The following is a 20,110-nucleotide window of genomic DNA, read 5'->3' as shown; positions in this document are numbered from 1 at the left end:
CCACAGAGACCAGCACTGACCGGAGGGTAGGATTCTGCGTTGATCATGCTTTCCTTCCCCCAGCCTCAGCCAGTGCACTCGCGCATCGTCGGAGTCGGCTACGAGTCGCCGGAGCGCATCGTGACGAACGATGAGCTCTCGCAGACTCTCGACACGAGCGACGAGTGGATCACGTCACGCGTCGGCATCCGCGAGCGTCGACTTGCCGCAGACGGGCAGAGCGTCACCGACCTGGCCGCAGCGGCCGGCGTCAAGGCGCTCCTCTCCGCGGACGTGCAGGGCACGGACATCGACATGGTCATCGTGGCGACGATGACGGCCATGGACCGTTCGCCGTCGACGGCCGCGCAGGTCGCGACCCGCATCGGCGCGACGCACCCCGTCGCCTTCGACCTCAACGCGGCATGCGCCGGCTTCTCGCAGGCGCTCGCCGTCGCCGACCAGGCGATCAGCGCCGGCTCCGCGAGCCGCGCCCTCATCATCGGCGCCGAGCGCATGAGCGACTTCATGGACTGGACCGACCGCACCACCGCCATCCTCATGGCAGACGGCGCAGGCGCGGTCGTGCTCGAGCGCAGCGAGACTCCCGGCGTCGCCCCCGTCGCGTGGGGTTCGCAGCCGGAGCTCGGCAACCTCGTGCGCATCCAGCAGCCGTCCGGCCGCTTCGAGCAGGAGGGCCGCAGCGTCTTCCGCTGGGCGATCACGCAGGCGCAGCACGTCGCGATCGATGCGCTCGCGAAGGGCGGGGTGCGAGCGGACGAGCTCGTCGCGTTCGTCCCGCACCAGGCGAACCTGCGCATCATCGACGCCCTCGGCAAGCAGCTCGGCCTCGCCGACGACGTGGTCGCTCGCGACGTCGTCTACTCGGGAAACACCTCAGCCGCCTCCATCCCCATCGCGCTCGCCAAGCAGGTCGAGGCTGGCGTCGCCGAGCCCGGTGGCCCCGCCCTCCTGCTCGGCTTCGGCGGAGGCTTCTGCTACTCGGGTCAGGTCATCGCATTCCCCGAGGTCCGCAACCCCGCGTAGCTCGCCAAGGCGGCCCGCTGGACCCAGTCTGCGGATGGGAAATCCGCTTCCGGATGGAGAACAGACCATCCCGAAGCGAGGTTCCCATCTCGAAACCGCGTCGGCAGCGGGGGTTAGCGGCGCAGGTGGGCGCGTTCGATGAGCGCCTGGAACTGCAGCTCGGCGGCGCCGATGAACAGCAGGTCGCTGCCGAGCCCGGCCCGCACCACCTCGACCTCGCCGTAGTTCGGGGCGAGCGTGTGCTCGGCGAGGATCTCGAGGAAGTAGTCGCGCTCGAGGTCAAGCAGCACGCCGAGGAACCCGCCGAGCACCACCCGCTCGGGGTTCAGGATGTTGATCATGTTGCGCACGCCGACGCTGAGTACCCCGAGCTGGCGGTGCGTCTCGAGCTTCACCGCCGGGTCGATGTTCTGCTGCAGCATCCGCTCCAGCTCGTCGTCGCTGGCGCTCTTCGTGCCGAGGGCGGCGAGCAGTCGACGCCTGCTGACGACACGCTCGAGCTCATCGTCGCCCGAGTTGCCGAGCGCCGCGGGAGTCGCCACGAGATTGTGCCCGAACTCGCCCGCGTAGCCGGCCACGCCGTGCAGGAGTCGGTCGTCGGCGATGATGCCGCCGCCGATGCCGCTCGCGCCACCGTTCATGTAGAGCATGTTGCTGATGCCGCGGCCGGCGCCGAAGATGTGCTCGGCGACCGCGCCGAGGTTGGCGTCGTTCGCGGCGAGCACCGGCAGGCCCGTGGCCTTCTGCAGCTGCTCGGCGAGCGGCACGTCGCGCCACTCGAAGTGCGGAACCCAGCGCACGAATCCGTCGGAGGCCCGGACGAGTCCTGGCACGGCGACGCCGATGCCGACGCATTCGTAGAGCGTGTCGAGGCTCTCGCTGAGCCCCTCGACGAGGGCCTTCACGATGGCGACCGCTTCTCTCGCGGTCGGCGGCTTCTCGGTTTCGAAGCGGATGCGCTTCAGCAGCTCGCCGCGGAAGCTGACGACACCCACGTTCAGGGCGTCCACCTCCGGCACGACCGCGACGGCGACGATCTTGTCGCAGACGCCGACGATAGGGCTCGGCCTGCCGACGAGATTCGTCGCGACGGGCTCATGCTCCTCGACGATGCCGCGGTCGGCCAGCTCGGAGACGAGCGCAGCGATGGTGGAACGGTTGAGGCCGGTCTCGCGGGTCAGTTCAGCTCTGGACGCCTGTCCACCGCGGTGAAGGCGTTCGAGGATGAGGGAGAGGTTCGAAGAGGCGACACGATCGGTGGCCATGCCCGTCCTCTTTCTCTCGCTCGTCACGGCGGTGCGTGTCTGGTTCTGGTTCTGGTTCTGCTTCTGCTTCTGCTTCCGGGCAGGCTGGCGCTCGGCCGAGCCGTTCCGTCGCCCGCGCTGGGTTCAGCGCGGGCGACGGAGATCGATCAGCTGCGTCCGCCTCGGCGCTTGCCGAGCACGTCGATCGCCACGGCGAGCAGCAGCACGAGGCCCTTGATGACCGACTGCCAGGCCGAGTCGACCGAGAGGATCGAGAGTCCCATGTTGAGGACACCCATGATCATCGCGCCGATGACTGCGCCGATAACGGTACCAACTCCACCGGTCACCGCCGCGCCGCCGATGAACGCCGCCGCGATGGCGTCGAGCTCGTAGGTGTTGCCAGCTGAGGCGACGGCGCCACCTGCGCGGGCCGTCGTCACGATGCCGGCGAGCGCCGCGAGCACACCCATGTTGACGAAGATGAGGAAGTTGACGCGCTCCGTGCGCACACCGCTCATCTTGGCCGCGAAGAGGTTGCCACCCATGGCGTAGACGTTCCGGCCGAAGACGGTGCGCTGCAGGATGAACGTGTAGAGCATGATCAGCACGGCCAGGATGATGAGGATGATCGGCAGGCCCTTGTGCGCCGAGAGCAGCCACGCGAACGCGAGCACTGCGATGGCGACGATCGCGAGCTTCGCGATGAGGGCGGCCCCGGGCTCGACGGGCAGGTCGAGCTTCTTGCGGCGTGCGCGGGTGCGGAGCTGGCTTCCGATGACGGCTGCGACGACGACAAGCGCGATGAGCATCGTGACGACGTCGTGTCCGCCGAGCATCGTGCCCATCGACTGCGGCAGCGAGCCCTTGCCGATGGCGACGAACTCGTCCGGCAGCGCGTTGATCGTTCCACCCGTGAGGAGCACGAGAGTGAGACCTCGGAAGAGCAGCATGCCCGCTAGCGTCACGATGAACGCCGGTATGCCCACGTAGGCGATCCAGAATCCCTGCCAGATGCCGATCACCGCCCCGGCCGCGAGGCCGATGAGCACCGCCGCGAACCACGGCAGCCCCCATTGGGTGATGGCGATGGCCGTGATGGCACCCACGACGGCGACGACCGAGCCGACCGACAGGTCGATGTGGCCAGCGATGATGACGATGATCATGCCGACCGCGAGGATCAGCACGTACGCGTTCTGCTGGATGAGGTTGTTGATGTTCGCGGGCAGCAGGAGCTTCCCGCCGGTGAGGATCTGGAACAGGATGATGATGACGGCGAGTGCGCCGAGGATCCCGTACTGGCGGACGTCGACCGACATCCTCACTTTCCGGGTGCCTGCTTCGTTCGCGGCCTCGGTGTTCGTGGTGGTCACGACTCGTCCTTTCCAGCGGTCATGTACTGCATGAGCAGTTCCTGTGTTGCGTTCTCCTTGGAGACCTCACCCGTGAGGCGTCCTTCGGAGATCGTGTAGATGCGGTCGGCGAGGCCGAGCAGCTCGGGGAGCTCGGAGGAGATCACGACGACCGCCCTGCCCTGCTCGACGAGCTTGTTGATGAGCCCGTAGATCTCGTACTTCGCGCCGACATCGATGCCGCGGGTGGGCTCGTCGAGGAACAGCACGTCAGGGTCTGTCTGCAGCCACTTGCTGAGCACGACCTTCTGCTGATTGCCGCCGGAGAGCTTGCCCGTGGGCGTCGCGACGCTCGCCGTCTTGATGTTCATGGACTTGCGGTAGCCCTCGGCGACGCCGTTCTCCTTGATGCCGTCGACGATGCCCCAACGGGCGACCTTCTTCGCGGCGGCCGCGGAGATGTTGGCCTGAATGTCGCCGATGAGGTTGAGGCCAAGGTGCTTTCGATCCTCGGTGGTGTACGCCAGGCCGTTCTTGATGGACTCGTTGATCGTCTTCGTGGAGATCAGCTGACCCGACTTGTACACCTCCCCGGAGATGTTCGTGCCGTAGCTGCGGCCGAAGATGCTCATGGCGAGCTCCGTGCGGCCTGCGCCCATGAGGCCGGCAAAGCCGATGATCTCGCCGGCGCGCACGTGGAACGACACGTCGTCGACGACCTTGCGACTCGGGTCGGCCGGGTGGTGCACCGTCCAGTTCTCGACGCGCAGCTTCTCCTCCCCGATGACCGCCTCGCGGGGCGGGAACATAGAGGAGAGCTCGCGGCCGACCATGGCGCGGATGATCCGACCCTCGGTCGCATCCGGCTCGGTCATGTCGATCGAGTCGATCGTCGCCCCGTCGCGGATGATCGTGACGCGGTCTGCGATGCGCCGGATCTCCTTGAGCTTGTGGGAGATGATGATCGACGTGATGCCCTGCTCGCGCAGCTGCTCGATGAGGCCGAGCAGGTGCGCGGAGTCTTCGTCGTTGAGGGCAGCGGTCGGCTCATCGAGGATGAGCAGCTTCACGTCCTTCGACAGCGCCTTGGCGATCTCCACGAGCTGCTGCTTGCCGACGCCGATCTCGCGGATGACGGTTGCGGGGTTCTCGTTGAGGCCGACCCGCTTGAGCAGCTCCGCCGCACGGCGGTTGGTCTCGTCCCAGTCGATGACGCCGAAGCGCTGGATCTCGTTGCCGAGGAAGATGTTCTCCGCGATCGACAGGTAGGGACTGAGGGCGAGCTCCTGGTGGATGATGACGATGCCGTCTTGCTCGCTGTCGTTGATGGTCTTGTACCGCACCTCGCGGCCATCGAACTCGATGGTCCCCTCGAAGGTGCCGTGGGGGTAGACGCCGCTCAGGACCTTCATGAGCGTCGACTTGCCCGCGCCGTTCTCGCCGCAGATGCCGTGCACCTCGCCGCGACGGACTTCGATGTCGACGCCCGCGAGGGCTCGCACACCGCTGAATTCCTTCACGATGTTCGACATCTTCAGGATTGTGTCGTCTTGCACCATTGCTCCGTCTCACTTTCCGAGCGTCACCGCTCGGCACTGCTGCGCCTCGAGGGCGCGAGCTGCAACAGAAGCGCGCTCGGGCTGGTGTGGGGGCACAGCCAGCCCGAGCGCGTTCAGTGTGGTGTCGGTGACTCGTTAGAGTCCGACGTCCGATGCCTGGAGGAAGCCACTGTCGATGAGCTTCTCCTGCACGGTGTCCTTCGTGACGACCTCGGGGTCGAGGAGGTACGAGGGGACGACCTTGACGCCGTTGTCGTAGCTCTCGGTGTCGTTGACGTCGACCTCGGTGCCCGCCTTGAGCGACTCGACCATGGCGAAGACCTGGTCGCCGAGGAGGCGGGTGTCCTTCCAGACCGTCATCGACTGCTTGTCGGCGAGGATGTTCGTGACCGATGCCTTGTCAGCGTCCTGCCCCGTGAGGATGGGCCACTCGGAGCCGGGCGTGTAGCCGGCGGAGACGAGCGCCTCCGCGATGCCCTGGGCGAGGCTGTCGTTCGGCGAGAGGACGACGTCGACCTTCTTGTCGGCGTAGTTCGAGGCGAGACGGGTCTCCATCTCGTCCTGAGCGCCGGCGCTCTCCCAGCCCTGGATGCCGACCGAGGCCCAGTCGTCGTTCGATGCCGGCGACTTGCCGGAGCCGACGACGAGCTTGCCTTCGTCGATGTACGGCTTGAGGACGTCCCAGGCTCCGGAGAAGAAGAACTTGGCGTTGTTGTCGTCCGGGCTGCCGGCGAAGGGCTCGAGGTAGAACGGGCCGGGCTGGTTCTCGAGGTCCAGGCTGTCGACGATGTACTCGCCCTGGAGCTTGCCCACCGCGTAGTTGTCGAACGTCGCGTAGTAGTCGACGTTCTCCGTGTCGTTGATGAGGCGGTCGTAGGCGATGATCGTGACGCCTTCGTCAGCCGCATCCTGCAGCACCGGTGCGAGCACCGAGCCGTCGATGGCGGCGACGACGAGCACGTCGACTCCGGATGCGATCTGGTTCTGGATCTGCGAGATCTGCGTGTCCGGGTCGTTCTCGGCGTACTGCAGGTCGGTCGTGAAGCCGGCCTCGTCGAGCTTGCTCTGGAGCTGCGCTCCGTCGTTGATCCAGCGCTCGAGCTCGCGGGTGGGCATCGAGATGCCAACGCTCTCGACCTCGACTGCTGCTCCTGCTTCGCCGGTTGCTGCTGGGTCTGCTGGCGCGTCGCATGCGGTGAGACCGAGTGCGAGGCCTCCAACGACTGCGAGACCGAGCAACTTCTTCGTTGCTGACATGACGGTCATTTCCTCTCTGAAATGTGTTGCCCTAAGTTGTCGCGCCAAACATATACCCACTTGGGTCAGGTTGTGCAACCCCGTGTCAGATTCGTGACAAAACTGGCCCCAGGCGCCATCCGAACCCCGTCTCATCCGGAACTCGTGGTGGAAGTGACACAACGAAGTGCTATATGTTGCTCTCTGGAACTTATCAACGACGATACCTAGAACGGACTCCCATGTCTCTGACTCCCACCCCCGCAGACAAGTTCTCATTCGGTCTGTGGACCGTCGGCTACAACGGGACCGACCCGTTCGGCGGCCCGACGCGCGCCGACCTCGACGTCGTGCACGTCGTCGAGAAGCTCGCAGAAGCCGGCGCTTACGGCCTCACCTTCCACGACGACGACCTCTTCCCGTTCGGCTCGAGTGACGAGGTCCGCGACTCGCAGATCTCCCGCCTCCGTGGCGCACTGGATGCGACCGGGCTCGTGGTTCCCATGGTCACGACGAACCTCTTCTCCGCTCCCGTGTTCAAGGACGGCGGCTTCACCTCCAACGACCGCGACGTGCGCCGCTTCGCGCTGCGCAAGGTCCTCCGCAACCTCGACCTCGCCGCGTCGCTCGGCGCCGAGACGTTCGTCATGTGGGGCGGCCGCGAGGGTGCGGAGTACGACTCCGCGAAGGACATCCGCCAGGCCCTCGAGCGCTACCGCGAGGCCGTCAACCTCCTCGGCGACTACGTCACCGACAAGGGCTACAACATCCGCTTCGCGATCGAGCCGAAGCCGAACGAGCCCCGCGGCGACATCCTGCTCCCCACGGTCGGCCACGCACTCGCCTTCATCGAGACCCTCGAGCGCCCGGAGCTCGTCGGCGTGAACCCCGAGGTCGGGCACGAGCAGATGGCCGGCCTCAACTTCGCGGCAGGCATCGCGCAGGCCCTCTACCAGGGCAAGCTCTTCCACATCGACCTCAACGGCCAGCGCGGCATCAAGTACGACCAGGACCTCGTGTTCGGCCACGGCGACCTGCAGAACGCGTTCGCGCTCGTCGACCTGCTCGAGAACGGCGGCCCCAACGGCGGTCAGACCTACACGGGCCCCCGCCACTTCGACTACAAGCCCTCGCGCACCGAGGACGAGACGGGCGTCTGGGAGTCGGCGGCAGCGAACATGCGCACCTACCTTCTCCTCAAGGAGCGCGCGGCGGCCTTCCGCGCCGACCCCGAGGTGCAGGAGGCTCTCGCAGCTTCCCGCGTCGACGAGCTCTCCACGAACACGCTCGGCGAGGGCGAGACCTACGACGACTTCCTCGCCGACCGCTCCGCCTTCGAGGACTTCGACGCCGACGCGTACTTCAACGGCAAGGGCTTCGGCTTCGTGCGCCTGCAGCAGCTCGCGCTCGAGCACCTCATGGGCGCACGCGGCTAGCACACGCCCCAACGACCGACGGGCTCCCCCGTCCCCCCGCGCAGAGCTGCGGCGGATGCACTCACCACGCGCGTGCATCCGCCCCAGCTCTGTCGTGCATGCTCGACCAGCGCCTGAACCTCAACACCGCACTCGCCCTATAGAAAGCAGACCACCATGCTCGTCGCCGGCTTCGACTCGAGTACGCAGAGCTGCAAGCTCGTCATCCGCGATGCGGAGACGGGTGCGCTCGTCCGCCAGGGGCGCGCAGCTCACCTCCCCGGCACGGAGATCGACCCGGCGAACTGGTGGGCTGCCGTCCAGGGCGCGACCGAGGCCGCCGGCGGGCTCGACGATGTGGCGGCGATCTCCGTCGCCGGCCAGCAGCACGGCATGGTCGCCCTCGACGCCGACGGCCGCGTCGTCCGCGACGCCCTCCTCTGGAACGACACCCGCAGCGCAGGCGCAGCACGAGACCTCATCGCCGAGTTCGGCCAGGATGCGCTCGTCGAGCGCACGGGACTCGTGCCCGTCGCCTCGTTCACGATCACGAAGCTGCGCTGGCTGCGGGATGCGGAACCCGAGAACGCGGCGCGCGTCGCGGCCGTCGCCCTCCCCCACGACTGGCTCACGTGGCGCCTCCTCGGCTACGGCCCAGCAGGCGAGAGCCCCCTCGGCCCGGACCTGACGAAGCTCACGACCGACCGCTCCGACGCGTCGGGGACCGGCTACTGGTCGCCGTTCACGCTCGACTACGACCGCGAGCTGCTCATCGCGGCGCTCGGCCACGACGCCATCCTGCCCCGTGTGCTCGGACCGGACGAGGTCGCTGGGAAGACACCGGCCGGCGCACTCGTCGCCGCGGGCGCCGGCGACAACGCTGGTGCGGCGCTCGGTCTCAACGCGCGTCCGGGCGACGTCGTCGTCTCGATCGGCACCTCAGGCACCGTCTTCTCCGTCGCCGACCGACCGGTGGTCGACCCCCGCGGTGGGCTGGCCGGGTTCGCGGACGCGACGGGAGCGTTCCTTCCCCTGTCCGCGACGCTCAACGCCGCTCGCGTCATCGACACGACCGCCGAGGTCCTCGGCGTCGACCACGAGGAGTTCGGTCGGCTCGCCGCATCGGCACCCGTCGGCTCTGGTGGTCTCGCGTTCGTGCCGTACCTCGACGGCGAGCGCACCCCCGACCTGCCGGATGCGACCGCGTCGCTCCTCGGCATGACCCGCGGATCGTTCACCCGCGAGAACCTCGCCAGGGCCGCAGTCGAGGGCATGCTCGGCAGCCTCGCGCAGGCACTCGACGCCCACCGTGCGCTCGGCGTCGAGGCGAAGCGAGTCATGCTCATCGGCGGCGCCGCGCTGAGCGAGGGCGTCCGCGCCGTCGCGCCGACGCTCTTCGACGTGCCCGTCGAGATCCCGGCACCCGGTGAGTACGTCGCCGACGGTGCAGCCCGCCAGGCTGCCTGGGTGGCGACCGGGACACGTCCGGACTGGCCCGTCGAGACCATCGCTCGCCTCGAGCCCGCCCCCGACGCGGCACTCCGCACCCGCTACGCTGCGGCCGCGAAGCTCGCCCGCGAGACCGAAGAGGCAGGAACGGGACTCCACGCCGCCTGACGCGAACGAAGGCGCGAGCGCGAGTCGAGGACGAGCGCAGACCCACAGACCTACCGACGCAGTGAGGGGCAGCGCCCGTCGGCGCTGCCCCTCACTGCGTCACAGAGGTCACATCACGAAGCGGTGATCACCGGGCCGCTCAGGCCTGGATGGTCTCGACCTTCGTGCCGCTCTCGACCTCGATCTTGCGCGGCTTCGCGCGCTCGCTGACCGGCACGGTCACGGTCAGCACGCCGTGCTCGTAGCTCGCCGCGATGCGCTCGGTGTCGAGCCCCTGGCCGAGCGTGAACTGGCGGAGGTAGCTGCCGCCGTTGCGCTCACGGACGAGCCACTTGGCGCCCTCGGCGTTGACCGTGCTGCGCTCGGCGCGGATCGTCAGCTGCTGGCCGTCGAGGTCGACGTCGATCGAGCTCGGGTCGATGCCGGGCAGGTCGGCGGTGAGGATGTAGTGGTCGGCCTCGCGGTAGAGGTCGATGGGCATCGAACGCGGGCTGTTCGGTGCTCCCTGGAAAAGTCGTTCCATCTCCTGGAACGGATCGAAGACGCGTGCCATGTCGTTTTCCCTTCCTTGTACGCACGCTCGTCAGCGCGAGACGGTGCGGTGAACTTGAGTCGACTGGTGTCAACTTCCTTGAGCAGAAAATTAGCACTCTGCCCCATCGAGTGCCAGAAAGTTTGCTGAAAACCCCGTCAGCCGTGGGCGAACGCCTCTCGAAAAGGTCAGCGCACGTCGACGCCGGGCGCAGAGCTCAGTGGGAGCGGTGGTCTTGCACGGTCAAACGGGGGCCGTGCTTCGGGCGCGGGTTGCCCGCGAGCTTGATGAGCCGCACGACCCGCTCGCGGTGTCCGCGCCACGGCTCGAGCAGCTCCCGCATGCCGTCGTCGTCGACGTCGCAGCCCGCGAGCGCCCACCCGACCATGTTGGGGATGTGGTAATCGCTGAAGCTCGGGGCATCAGGGTCGCCATGCGAGCGCTGCACGGTCTCGTTGGCCGTCCACACGCCGACCCCCACGATCGAGCGAAGACGACGGAGCGGCTCCTCCGACCCCGTCGGCAGGCCGCTCGTGCGCTCGAGTGCCGACGCGACCGTCGCCGAGCGGATCACCGTGCCGGACCGCGAGTAGTCGACGCCGGCCCGGTGCCAGTCCCAGCTCGGGATGCGCCGCCACTGCTCCGGCGTGAGCGGCAGGCGCAGGTGCCGCGGCACGAGACCGGCCGGCCCTGGCGCCGCGTCGGCGTGGTCGCGGTGCAGGATGTCCCAAGCGCGATGCGCCTCGAGGCCCGTGATCTTCTGCTCGATGATCGCCGCGCTCAGCGCCTCGAACACCGCGCCCGACTTCGGGAGCCGCAGCCCCTCGTTCCGTCGCCGCACATCCGCCAGCTCCGGCAGGGCGTCGAGACGGAGCTCGCTCCAGTCGTCGTCGCGGCCCAGCAGCGTGGGAGCCTCGTCGACCGCGATCTCAGCGGCCGCACCCCACGACACGACCCGCACCCCCTCCCGGGCCTGGCGGAACACCGTGGTCGCGCCTCCCGCCAGCGTGTGGGACGTGCGCCACACGTCCCGCGACACCGGATGCACCCAGCACGTCGGATCTCGCCTGCCCCGCATGAGGGGAGACAGGGTCTGCTGCACATCGACCGGTGACGCCGGCCGATAGAGCGACATGACCCGATCTGGCATGCGGCAAGGGTACGCAGACCCACGGACATTCGGCGTGAGCCCCTCACCTAAAATCGTCCTCATGGCTGTCCCCAAGATCGTGCTCTACTACGCCTTCGCGCCCCTCGCCGACCCGGAGGCGATCCGCCTCTGGCAGCGCGACCTCGCGGCGTCCCTGGGGCTGCGTGGGCGCATCCTGATCTCCAAGGACGGCATCAACGGCACCCTCGGCGGCGAGCTGAACGCGCTCAAGCGCTACGTGCGCACCACCCGGGAGTACGCGGCCTTCAAGGACGCCGACTACAAGTGGTCGGAGGGCACCGGCCTCGACGAGCAGGGACAGAGCCTCGACTTCCCACGCCTCAGCGTCAAGGTGCGCGACGAGATCGTCAGCTTCGGGGCGCCGGGCGAGCTCGAGGTCGACGAGCACGGCGTCAAGGGCGGCGGGACCCACCTCGCACCCGACGAGCTGCACGCACTCGTCGAATCGCGCGACGAGATCGTCTTCTTCGATGGCCGCAACGCGATCGAGGCGCAGATCGGCCGCTTCGAGGGCGCCATCGTTCCGGAGACCGGAACCACCCGCGACTTCATCGCCGAGCTCGAATCGGGCAAGTACGACGACCTCAAGTCGAAGCCCGTCGTCACCTACTGCACGGGTGGCGTGCGCTGCGAGGTCCTCTCAGCGCTCATGCTCAAGCGCGGCTTCAACGAGGTGTACCAGCTCGACGGCGGCATCGTCCGATACGCGGAGCAGTTCGGCAACGAGGGGCTCTGGAAGGGCTCCCTCGCGGTCTTCGACGCTCGCGAGCACCTCGAGTTCGGCCCCGACACCGACGTCCTCGGCCGCTGCCGCGAATGCGAGAGGCCCACGCACCGCACCCAGAACTGCAGCGACCCCTCCTGCAGGGAACGCTTCGTCGCCTGTGCGGACTGCGGCGAGCGCGCACTCCACTGTCCCGAGCACACGCCCGCGGGCCTCAGTGCCGCGGCGGGGGCACCATCCGGTCGGTGACACGCCGGAGACGAAAGACATCTTCACAAATCGGAGATCTTGGATGTGGCGGCACACTGTGCCGTGCTGAGGCACCACAATTGTGGTGACGTAGAACAAAATTGCGCGCTGAGGCTCCTGGCTGCGAGCAGAGCCTCTTCCGCACGGCTATCGTGTGTAGCGGCAGTGAAACATTGCCGATACAAACCATCCGTAGATTCGCAGAGTGGCGAATCCTCGCTTGCAGAAATAGCAGTTCCAGAATCTCGTTCAGTCGTCGTGCCCAGCCCGACTCGCACTGGAGGTACTCCGTGCCCCTTCTCCCCAGTCCGCTCACGCCAGCCGGTTCGCGCTCAGCGACCGCCCGGCGTTCCCGGCTCACCCGAACCCACCGAATGCTCGCAGCACTTGCGATGTCGCTCTTTGCGTTCCTCGGCGTCTTCGCGATGGCCGGCCCCGCGAACGCGGCAGCCGACCCCGTCGATGAGGAGTCGCCGTACTCGATCAGCGGCATCCTCAACTACGAGGGAGAACCCGTCGCGGGCGTCTCGCTCACCGTCGACGGCGACGGCTACTCCGAGACGGTGGAGTCGGGTGAAGACGGCCGCTGGCGCGTGCCCGTCCCAGGCCCAGGCAACTACACGGTCACGCTCGACACGGAGACCCTGCCAGACGGCATCGACCTGCGGAACGAGGACGGCGCCACCGCAGAGGTCACCGAGGACGAATGGTCGACGACCAACGTCGGACGCCTCTTCGCACTCGGAGAGGACACGAGGCAGAGCAGCAACTTCGGCTCGCAGCTCATCGAGCGCCTCGTCGCCGGCCTCAACTTCGGCCTCCTCATCGCGCTCGGCGCGATCGGCATCACCCTCATCTTCGGCACCACCGGGCTGAACAACTTCTCCCACGGCGAGCTCGTCACCTTCGGCGGACTCATGGCCTGGCTCTTCGCCGTCGTCATGGGGCTCAACATCTTCGTCGCCATCATCGTCGTCGTGATCCTCGGCGCCGCCTTCGGCTGGCTCCAGGATGCGACCCTCTGGAAGCCGCTCCGCAAGCGCGGCGTGCGCCTCGTCCCGGCGATGATCGTGAGCATCGGCCTCGGCCTCGCACTCCGCTACCTCTACCAGTTCTTCTTCGGCGGGGCGATCCTCCCGATGAGCTCGGTGGGCCTCAGCGGAGCCGTGGAGTTCGGCCCCGTGCGCATCACGACGGGCTCGCTCCTCAGCATGGGCATCTCGATCGTCACGCTCCTCCTCGTGGCCCTGTTCCTGACGCGCACCCGCGTCGGCAAAGCCACCAGGGCCGTGTCCGACAACCCGTCGCTCGCAAGCGCATCCGGCATCAACGTCGACCGCATCATCCGCATCGTGTGGACCACGGCAGGTGGCCTCGCCGCCCTCGCCGGCGTCATGCTCGCCCTCTACCGCCAATCCTCATGGGACATGGGCTTCCAGGTGCTCCTGCTGATGTTCGCCGCCGTCACCCTCGGTGGCCTCGGCTCCGCCTACGGCGCCCTCGTCGGCTCGCTCGTCGTCGGCATCTTCGTCGAGCTCTCGACCCTCTTCATCCCCGCCGACCTCAAGTACGCGGCGGCGCTCCTCATCCTCATCCTGGTCCTGCTCGTCAGGCCCCAGGGCATTCTCGGCCGCCGCGAGCGAGTCGGCTAGGAGACGAACCATGGACTGGTCAAACATCCTGAGCAACGCCATCGGCGAGCTCCTCAGCCCCACCACCGCTGCCTACGCGCTCGCCGCGATCGGCCTCGGCATCCACTTCGGCTACACCGGCCTCCTCAACTTCGGCCAGGCCGCGTACATGCTGCTCGGCGCGTACGCGTTCGCGATCCCGACGATCAGCCTCGGCTGGCCCATCTGGGCCGCCGTGCTGTGCGTCATCGTCGTCTCGATCGTCTTCTCGTTCATCCTCGGCGTCCCGACGCTGCGGCTGCGCGCCGACTACCTGGCCATCGTCACGATCGCCTCCGCAGAGATCCTGCGGTACATCGTGACGACGACCGGCCTCACCCCCGTGACGGGTGCGGCCAACGGCCTGAACGGCTTCAAGGGCACCTTCGCGGCCATCAACCCGATCCCCGACGGCACCTACGGCTTCGGTCCCTTCACCTACAACGCCTACGACTGGTGGACCCGCATCGTCGGCTGGGGCCTCGTCATCCTCGCGACCCTCCTCGTGTGGGCGCTCATGCGCAGCCCGTGGGGTCGCGTCGTCCGCGGCATCCGCGAAGACGAGGACGCCGTGCGCAGCCTCGGCAAGAACGTCTTCGCCTACAAGATGCAGGCCCTCATCACGGGTGGCCTCCTCGGCTCCCTCGCCGGCATCATCTTCATCCTGCCGAGAGCCGTGCAACCCGCGAACTACACGACGGGTCTCACGTTCTTCATCTGGACGATCATGCTGCTCGGAGGAGCCGCGACGATCTTCGGGCCCATCGTGGGAGCGATGATCTTCTGGGTCGTGCTCTCGCTCACGCAGGGCATCCTGTACGGCGCGATCGAATCGGGCGCGATCACCTTCCTCTCGACGACGCAGGCGGGCCAGCTGCGCTTCATCATCGTCGGAATCGCGCTCATGCTGCTGGTGGTCTTCAGACCCCAGGGCATCTTCGGAAACAAGAAGGAGCTGAGCTTCAGTGCCTGAGCAGACGAGCCCCCCAACGGGCATCCTCCCCACCCACGAGTTCGTCGACGGCAAGGTCGGCCCCGGCTGCAAGAAGGTCGACCCGATCGTCATCGCCGACGGCGTCACCCGCCAGTTCGGCGGCAACACGGCCGTGGATGTGCAGCACCTCGAGATCCCGCGCGGCAAGATCACGGCGCTCATCGGCCCCAACGGCGCCGGCAAGACCACCATGTTCAACCTGCTGACGGGCTTCGACAAGCCCAACACGGGCACATGGTCGTTCGACGGCACCTCCCTTGCCAACGTGCCCGCCTTCAAGGTGGCCCGCTCCGGCATGGTCCGCACCTTCCAGCTCACGAAGTCCCTCGGACGCATGACGGTGCTCGACAACATGCTCCTCGGCGCCGACCAGCAGGGCGGCGAGGGCATGCTGCGCGCGCTGTTCAAGCCGCTGTGGCGCGACCGCGAGAAGGAGATCACCGAGAAGGCCGACGAGCTCCTCGCCCGCTTCAAGCTCGACGCGAAGCGCGAGGACTACGCGGCGTCCCTCTCCGGCGGACAGCGCAAGCTCCTCGAGATGGCCCGCGCCCTCATGAGCAGCCCGAAGCTCATCATGCTCGACGAGCCCATGGCCGGCGTCAACCCGGCCCTCGTGCAGTCACTCCTCGGCCACGTCAAGGAGCTCAAGAACGACGGCACCACGGTGCTGTTCGTCGAGCACGACATGCACATGGTCACGAACATCTCCGACTGGGTCGTCGTCATGGCCGAAGGCCAGATCGTCGCGGAGGGCCCGCCTGAGACGGTCATGAAGGACCAGGCCGTGATCGACGCCTACCTCGGCGCACACCACGACCAGGACCTCGGCGACCTCGACATCCAGGAGCTGGAAGTCGAGCGCATCGCCGAGGAACAGGGCGTCGAAGCGGCGGCCGAGTACGAGGCCGAAGTGCTCGGGACGACCACGATCGCCGAGGAGATCGCCGAGACGAAGCCCGGGACCGAGACGACGGAGAGTGACAGCAAATGAGCGAGACGACGCCAAACGCATCCGGTTCTGCGACAGCGACGACCCCCAGAAGCGACGCTGTGCTGTCGACGATCGACCTCGTCGGCGGCTACCTGCCCGGCGTGAACATCCTCAACGGATGCTCGATCGACGCCTACCCCGGCGAGCTCATCGGCATCATCGGGCCCAACGGCGCCGGCAAGTCGACGGTACTCAAGGCCATCTTCGGGCAGATCAAGATCCGCGGCGGCAGCGTCATGCTGAAGGGCGAGGACATCACGGGCCTCCGCGCCGACAAGCTCGTCGCCAAGGGCGTCGGGCTCGTGCCGCAGAACAACAACGTCTTCCCGTCGCTCACGATCGAGGAGAACCTCGAGATGGGGCTCTTCCTGCGGCCCAAGGTCTTCAACGAGCGGTTCGAGTTCGTCGCCGACCTCTTCCCCGAGCTCGGGAAGCGCCGCAAGCAGCGCGCGAGCTCCCTCTCCGGCGGTGAGCGGCAGATGGTCGCCATGGCGCGGGCCCTCATGATGGACCCGTCGGTGCTGCTCCTCGACGAGCCGTCGGCAGGCCTCTCCCCGGTCCGTCAGGACGAGACGTTCCTGCGTGTGCGCCAGATCAACCGTGCCGGCGTCTCCGTCATCATGGTCGAGCAGAACGCGCGCCGCTGCCTGCAGATCTGCGACCGCGCCTACGTGCTCGACCAGGGCAAGGACGCGTACACGGGCACCGGACGCGAGCTGCTCAACGACCCGAAGGTCATCGCCCTCTACCTCGGCACCCTCGCGGCCGACGAACAGGCGAAGGACGGCGACGCGGCCCACTAGCCGCGAGCATCCACCCAGCCGCCCCGGCCCCCGGCCCGGCGCCCCCGCGAAGGCGAAGGCGAAGCCGATCACTGCCCGGCGTTTCGCCCCCTGCCAGACTGCGCAGGGGGCGAAACGCCGGGCAGTCTTGGTTGCCTTCGCGGGCAGCGATGCGCGGGCAGCGGGGGCTCCTCACGCCCAGGTTCTGCAGAAGGCTCCCCTCCCCGGAGGGAGGTAAACGCTGCCCGGCGTTTCCCCCGCTGCGACGGCCCGCAGAGGGGGAAACGTCGGGCAGCGTTGGCTGCTTGCGGGGGGGGTGCAGGGGGGAGGGAGAGGACGGCAGCGGGGCGGGCGGATGCTCGGCTCGGGCATGCGATAGGGCCAAGCCCAGCCCCGCCAGGGCACACAAAAGGGCCCGGGATGCGTGCATCCCGGGCCCTTCGCTCAGCGGGTCAGCTTAGAGCTGGCCAGCCTCTTCTCCGATGTTGGAGTAGGTGTTGCCGTTGCCGTACTGGTAGATGCCGATCGTGGCCTCTGACGGGTCGCCGTTCTCGTCGAACGAGATCGGTCCGGAGACGCCGTCGTAGTCGATGTCGGTTCCAGCTTCGAGGAGCGCGACGCAGTCGGCGTAGGTGGTGCACTTCTCACCCTCTACAGAAACCTTCTGCATGTTGTCCTTGATCGTCGCCGGGTCAGCGGCACCGCCGGCCTGTGCGGCGAGGGCTGCCAGGATGACCGCGTCGTACGACTCAGCGCCGTACGTGAAGTCCTTCAGGTCCGGGTCGATACCGAGCAGCTGGGCGCGGAAGTCGTCGGAGGCGACGACACCGGGGATGGTGCCCTTGGCGCAGTTCAGCGTGCCCTCTTCGAAGTCAGCGGAGTAGTCGGCCATGTTGCCGTCCACCATGTAGAGCTTGTCGGCGGGGAAGCCCTTGGTGCCGATGAGCTGCGGAACGATGGTCGCCGTCTGGTCGAACGCGACGAGCGCGATCGCGTCGGGGTCGGCGGCCGTGACGGCGTCGATCTGTGCGGAGAACTGGCTGTCGCCCTCGTTGAAGGCTTCAGACGCGACGACCTCGCCGCCAGCAGCCTCGACTGCTGTGGTGATGCTCTCGGAGAGGCCCGAGCCGTAGGCGTCATTCAGGTAGATGATGCCGACGGATGCGTTGCCGTCGTTGACGATCGTGTTTCCGTTGACGCGTCCCTGGAGGATGTCCGAGGGGGCCGTGCGGAAGTAGAAGCCGTTGTCGGCGTAGGTGGAGAACTCGGCCGAGGTGTTCGCCGGCGAGATCTGCACGACGCCTGCACCGGTGATCTGGTCGATGACCGTCATCGAGACGCCCGAGGATGCCGCGCCGACGATGGCGGACACGTTCTGGCTCAGCAGGTCGGTGACCGACTGCGTCGCGATGTCGGTCGACGTGTCGCCCGAGTCACGGTGGACGACGGTGATGTTGCCGCCGAGCACACCGGACGGCGAGGCGTTGATCTCGGCGACTGCGAGGTCGACACCCGCGATCTCGGGCGGGCCGAGGAAGGCGAGGGTTCCAGTCTGCGGAAGCAGCGAGCCGATCTTGAGCGCCTCGGAGCGCTCCTGAGCGGTCGGTGCGTCGACGGGCGTGACGTCGGCTACGGATGCAGCCGTGTCGGGCCCACAGACGGCAGCGGCAGCATCGCCCTCCGCATCTGGACTGCCACCTTCGGTCGTCGACGAGCACGCAGCCAGCATGAAGACGCCGACGCTCATGGCGGCGATTCCTGTGGTGATGCGCAACTTCCTGGAGGGAGACGACTTGGCAAAGTTACTCATGGTGCTCCTTTATACGTAAGCAGAGAGCGAGCGCCGCGCAGCGGCGCCCGGATCTCAAGCTAGCCGCGGCACTGCGACTAACTGATTCATGCTTGTTACGAGCGAGTAAATCATGAGTCAGGGCTCGATGTGTATTTCACCATCGGCACGTGGGGAATGTCGTCCTCCATGAAGTTCTCACCGCATCGTTCGAACCCGAATCTCGCATACCAGGATTCGAGGTGGGCCTGCCCGTTGAGGGAGGTCGAGAGGCCTTCACTCTCGGCGATCTCGACGAGGTGGCGGATGATCTGAGCCGAGTATCCGAGGCCGCGGGAGCTCTCGGCCGTCACGACCCTGCCGATGGGGCGTGACAGGTGCGTCGGCAGGTGCTCGTCCGGCCAGCCGATGGGGAGGAGTCTCGCGTAGCTGTGCGGGTAGAGGGGGTCGTCGCCGATGAACGCATGCAGGGTGCCGTCGGCGAAGTCGGCCGTGTCCGGGTCGAGGTACACGCAGTCCTGCTCGACGACGAAGATGCTCGAGCGCAGGTGCAGGATGCCCCAGAGCTCGGCGGCACTGAGTTCGGTGAAGGTGCGGACCGTGATCATGCCAGCCAGTCTTGCAGAGCGGCAGCGCAGCAGAGCAGCGAGCGGCATGCGGTCGGCTCCGTGCAGCGGATGCTGGGGAGCTCTGATCCGCGCCCCCTACGATGGCGCCATGGTTCGCGGATACCTGACGACGAAGTCCACCGACGACGCGGGGAAGCCTCGCATCGACGTCGCGTTCGATGAGCTCGGCGACGAGCTGTTCGGCGACGGCCGCCTCCATCGCGGCCAGGTGCTCGTCGACGTGGCCTACTCGAGCCTCAACTACAAGGACGCCCTGCTGCTCGCCGGCAGGCCCGGCGTGAGTCGAGCGGATGTGCTCGTCCCGGGCATCGACGTCGTCGGCGTCGTTCGGGAGTCGCGCACGCCGAACTTCGTGCCAGGCGACCGCGTCGTGCTGAACGGTGCGGGGCTCGGCGAGAGCAGGCACGGCGGCCTCGCCGAGCTGTGCCTCGTCGACGACGAGTCGCTCATCCACCTACCCGAGGAGATGTCCCTCTTGCAGGGGGCCGCCATCGGCACTGCCGGGTACACGGCGATGCTGTCGGTGCTGGCGCTCGAGAAGCAGGTCGCGCCCGGCGACGGCGATGTGCTCGTGACGGGTGCGGCGGGTGGCGTCGGCAGCGTGGCGATCGCCCTGCTGGCGGGACTCGGCTACCGGGTCGTCGCATCCACTGGCCGCGGTGACGAGGAGGGTGACTACCTGCGCCGCCTCGGCGCGGCCGAGATCATCGACCGGCACGTGCTCTCCGATGCGCCGGGCAAGGGACTGCAGACGGAGCGCTGGGCCGGGGCCATCGACGCGGTCGGCTCGACGACCCTCGCGAACGTGATCGCGCAGACGAGACGAGAAGGGCTGGTGACGGCGTGCGGGCTGGCGCAGGGTACCGACCTGCCGACGACGGTCCTGCCGTTCATCCTGCGCGGCGTGACGCTGCGCGGCATCAACTCGGTCGTGCAGAGCCTGGAGGTGCGGGCCGAGGCCTGGAACAGGCTCCTCGAGCTCGACAGCGAACTGCTCGAGTCGATGACCGAGGTCGTCGCCCTCGAGGAGGCGATCGAGGTCGCGCAGCCCATCCTCGATGGGGCGGTGCGCGGGCGAACGGTCGTGCGCGTGCGGGGTGACGCCTGATTGGAGGGCGACTGACGCT

At 67.6% G+C, this 20,110-nt stretch carries 17 protein-coding genes; 9 read left to right on the top strand and 8 right to left on the bottom strand.

Annotation, left to right across the window (positions count from 1 at the left end; all coding sequences use genetic code 11):
- Positions 1–45 precede the first annotated feature (45 nt).
- On the top strand, positions 46–1,026 hold the full coding sequence (locus ITJ61_RS13490; protein WP_104243585.1) for a beta-ketoacyl-ACP synthase III: 981 nt from the start codon (positions 46–48) through the stop codon (positions 1,024–1,026).
- Positions 1,027–1,139: 113 nt separating this feature from the next.
- Here ITJ61_RS13490 and ITJ61_RS13485 read toward each other — a convergent pair whose 3' ends face one another.
- From ITJ61_RS13485 to chvE, 4 genes are all read right to left on the bottom strand, one after another.
- Positions 1,140–2,291 carry an ROK family transcriptional regulator gene (locus tag ITJ61_RS13485; RefSeq protein ID WP_104330179.1) on the bottom strand — a complete coding sequence of 384 codons (1,152 nt, stop codon included), beginning with the start codon at positions 2,289–2,291 and terminating at the stop codon, positions 1,140–1,142.
- Between the two features lie 146 nt (positions 2,292–2,437).
- The gene (gene mmsB / locus ITJ61_RS13480) at positions 2,438–3,592 is read right to left on the bottom strand and encodes a multiple monosaccharide ABC transporter permease (RefSeq protein ID WP_104243587.1); all 1,155 of its coding nucleotides are present in this window, start codon (positions 3,590–3,592) and stop codon (positions 2,438–2,440) included.
- 50 nt (positions 3,593–3,642) lie between these two features.
- Positions 3,643–5,157 carry a multiple monosaccharide ABC transporter ATP-binding protein gene (mmsA, locus tag ITJ61_RS13475; RefSeq protein WP_323744358.1) on the bottom strand — a complete coding sequence of 505 codons (1,515 nt, stop codon included), beginning with the start codon at positions 5,155–5,157 and terminating at the stop codon, positions 3,643–3,645.
- A 162-nt stretch (positions 5,158–5,319) separates the two neighbouring features.
- Positions 5,320–6,441 (bottom strand): multiple monosaccharide ABC transporter substrate-binding protein, encoded by a 1,122-nt coding sequence (gene chvE / locus ITJ61_RS13470; protein ID WP_104243589.1) that lies wholly within the window; start codon positions 6,439–6,441, stop codon positions 5,320–5,322.
- A gap of 221 nt (positions 6,442–6,662) precedes the next feature.
- Here chvE and xylA point away from each other — a divergent pair, with 221 nt between their 5' ends.
- Together xylA and ITJ61_RS13460 are read left to right on the top strand one after the other, a co-directional pair.
- Positions 6,663–7,856, top strand: a complete 1,194-nt coding sequence (gene xylA / locus ITJ61_RS13465; RefSeq protein ID WP_104243539.1) for a xylose isomerase — start codon at positions 6,663–6,665, stop codon at positions 7,854–7,856.
- Between the two features lie 156 nt (positions 7,857–8,012).
- Positions 8,013–9,452, top strand: coding sequence for a xylulokinase (locus tag ITJ61_RS13460; RefSeq protein WP_194686432.1), 1,440 nt, complete (start codon positions 8,013–8,015; stop codon positions 9,450–9,452).
- A 139-nt stretch (positions 9,453–9,591) separates the two neighbouring features.
- Here the strand turns inward: ITJ61_RS13460 and ITJ61_RS13455 are convergent, their stop codons facing one another.
- Both ITJ61_RS13455 and ITJ61_RS13450 read right to left on the bottom strand, forming a co-directional pair.
- Positions 9,592–10,005: an Hsp20/alpha crystallin family protein gene (locus ITJ61_RS13455; RefSeq protein WP_104243543.1), complete on the bottom strand. Its 414-nt coding sequence runs from the start codon at positions 10,003–10,005 to the stop codon at positions 9,592–9,594.
- 196 nt (positions 10,006–10,201) lie between these two features.
- Positions 10,202–11,134, bottom strand: a complete 933-nt coding sequence (locus tag ITJ61_RS13450; protein ID WP_194686431.1) for a DNA-3-methyladenine glycosylase family protein — start codon at positions 11,132–11,134, stop codon at positions 10,202–10,204.
- 61 nt (positions 11,135–11,195) lie between these two features.
- Here ITJ61_RS13450 and ITJ61_RS13445 point away from each other — a divergent pair, with 61 nt between their 5' ends.
- The 5 genes from ITJ61_RS13445 (at position 11,196) to ITJ61_RS13425 (ending at position 16,586) form a co-directional block, all read left to right on the top strand.
- Positions 11,196–12,128 (top strand): rhodanese-related sulfurtransferase, encoded by a 933-nt coding sequence (locus ITJ61_RS13445; RefSeq protein WP_104342713.1) that lies wholly within the window; start codon positions 11,196–11,198, stop codon positions 12,126–12,128.
- A 392-nt stretch (positions 12,129–12,520) separates the two neighbouring features.
- The gene (locus ITJ61_RS13440; protein WP_228496673.1) at positions 12,521–13,780 is read left to right on the top strand and encodes a branched-chain amino acid ABC transporter permease; all 1,260 of its coding nucleotides are present in this window, start codon (positions 12,521–12,523) and stop codon (positions 13,778–13,780) included.
- Positions 13,781–13,790: 10 nt separating this feature from the next.
- Positions 13,791–14,771 carry a branched-chain amino acid ABC transporter permease gene (locus tag ITJ61_RS13435; protein ID WP_104300418.1) on the top strand — a complete coding sequence of 327 codons (981 nt, stop codon included), beginning with the start codon at positions 13,791–13,793 and terminating at the stop codon, positions 14,769–14,771.
- On the top strand, positions 14,764–15,783 hold the full coding sequence (locus ITJ61_RS13430; RefSeq protein ID WP_181058078.1) for an ABC transporter ATP-binding protein: 1,020 nt from the start codon (positions 14,764–14,766) through the stop codon (positions 15,781–15,783). Before ITJ61_RS13435 ends, ITJ61_RS13430 begins: the two co-directional genes overlap by 8 nt.
- Positions 15,780–16,586 (top strand): ABC transporter ATP-binding protein, encoded by an 807-nt coding sequence (locus ITJ61_RS13425; protein WP_104243553.1) that lies wholly within the window; start codon positions 15,780–15,782, stop codon positions 16,584–16,586. Before ITJ61_RS13430 ends, ITJ61_RS13425 begins: the two co-directional genes overlap by 4 nt.
- A 436-nt stretch (positions 16,587–17,022) precedes the next feature.
- Here the strand turns inward: ITJ61_RS13425 and ITJ61_RS13420 are convergent, their stop codons facing one another.
- Both ITJ61_RS13420 and ITJ61_RS13415 read right to left on the bottom strand, forming a co-directional pair.
- Positions 17,023–18,375 carry an ABC transporter substrate-binding protein gene (locus ITJ61_RS13420; protein WP_104244143.1) on the bottom strand — a complete coding sequence of 451 codons (1,353 nt, stop codon included), beginning with the start codon at positions 18,373–18,375 and terminating at the stop codon, positions 17,023–17,025.
- Between the two features lie 110 nt (positions 18,376–18,485).
- A complete protein-coding gene (locus tag ITJ61_RS13415) occupies positions 18,486–18,962 on the bottom strand; it encodes a GNAT family N-acetyltransferase (RefSeq protein ID WP_104244141.1) in 477 nt (158 codons plus the stop codon).
- A 109-nt stretch (positions 18,963–19,071) separates the two neighbouring features.
- Here ITJ61_RS13415 and ITJ61_RS13410 point away from each other — a divergent pair, with 109 nt between their 5' ends.
- Positions 19,072–20,091: an acryloyl-CoA reductase gene (locus ITJ61_RS13410; RefSeq protein ID WP_194686430.1), complete on the top strand. Its 1,020-nt coding sequence runs from the start codon at positions 19,072–19,074 to the stop codon at positions 20,089–20,091.
- Positions 20,092–20,110 lie beyond the last annotated feature (19 nt).

Source organism: Pseudoclavibacter sp. VKM Ac-2888 (assembly GCF_015351285.1).
Classification (GTDB): Bacteria; Actinomycetota; Actinomycetes; order Actinomycetales; family Microbacteriaceae; genus Pseudoclavibacter.
The sequence above is the reverse complement of the archived record's forward strand: the minus strand, read 5'-3'. Positions and strand labels throughout refer to the sequence as shown.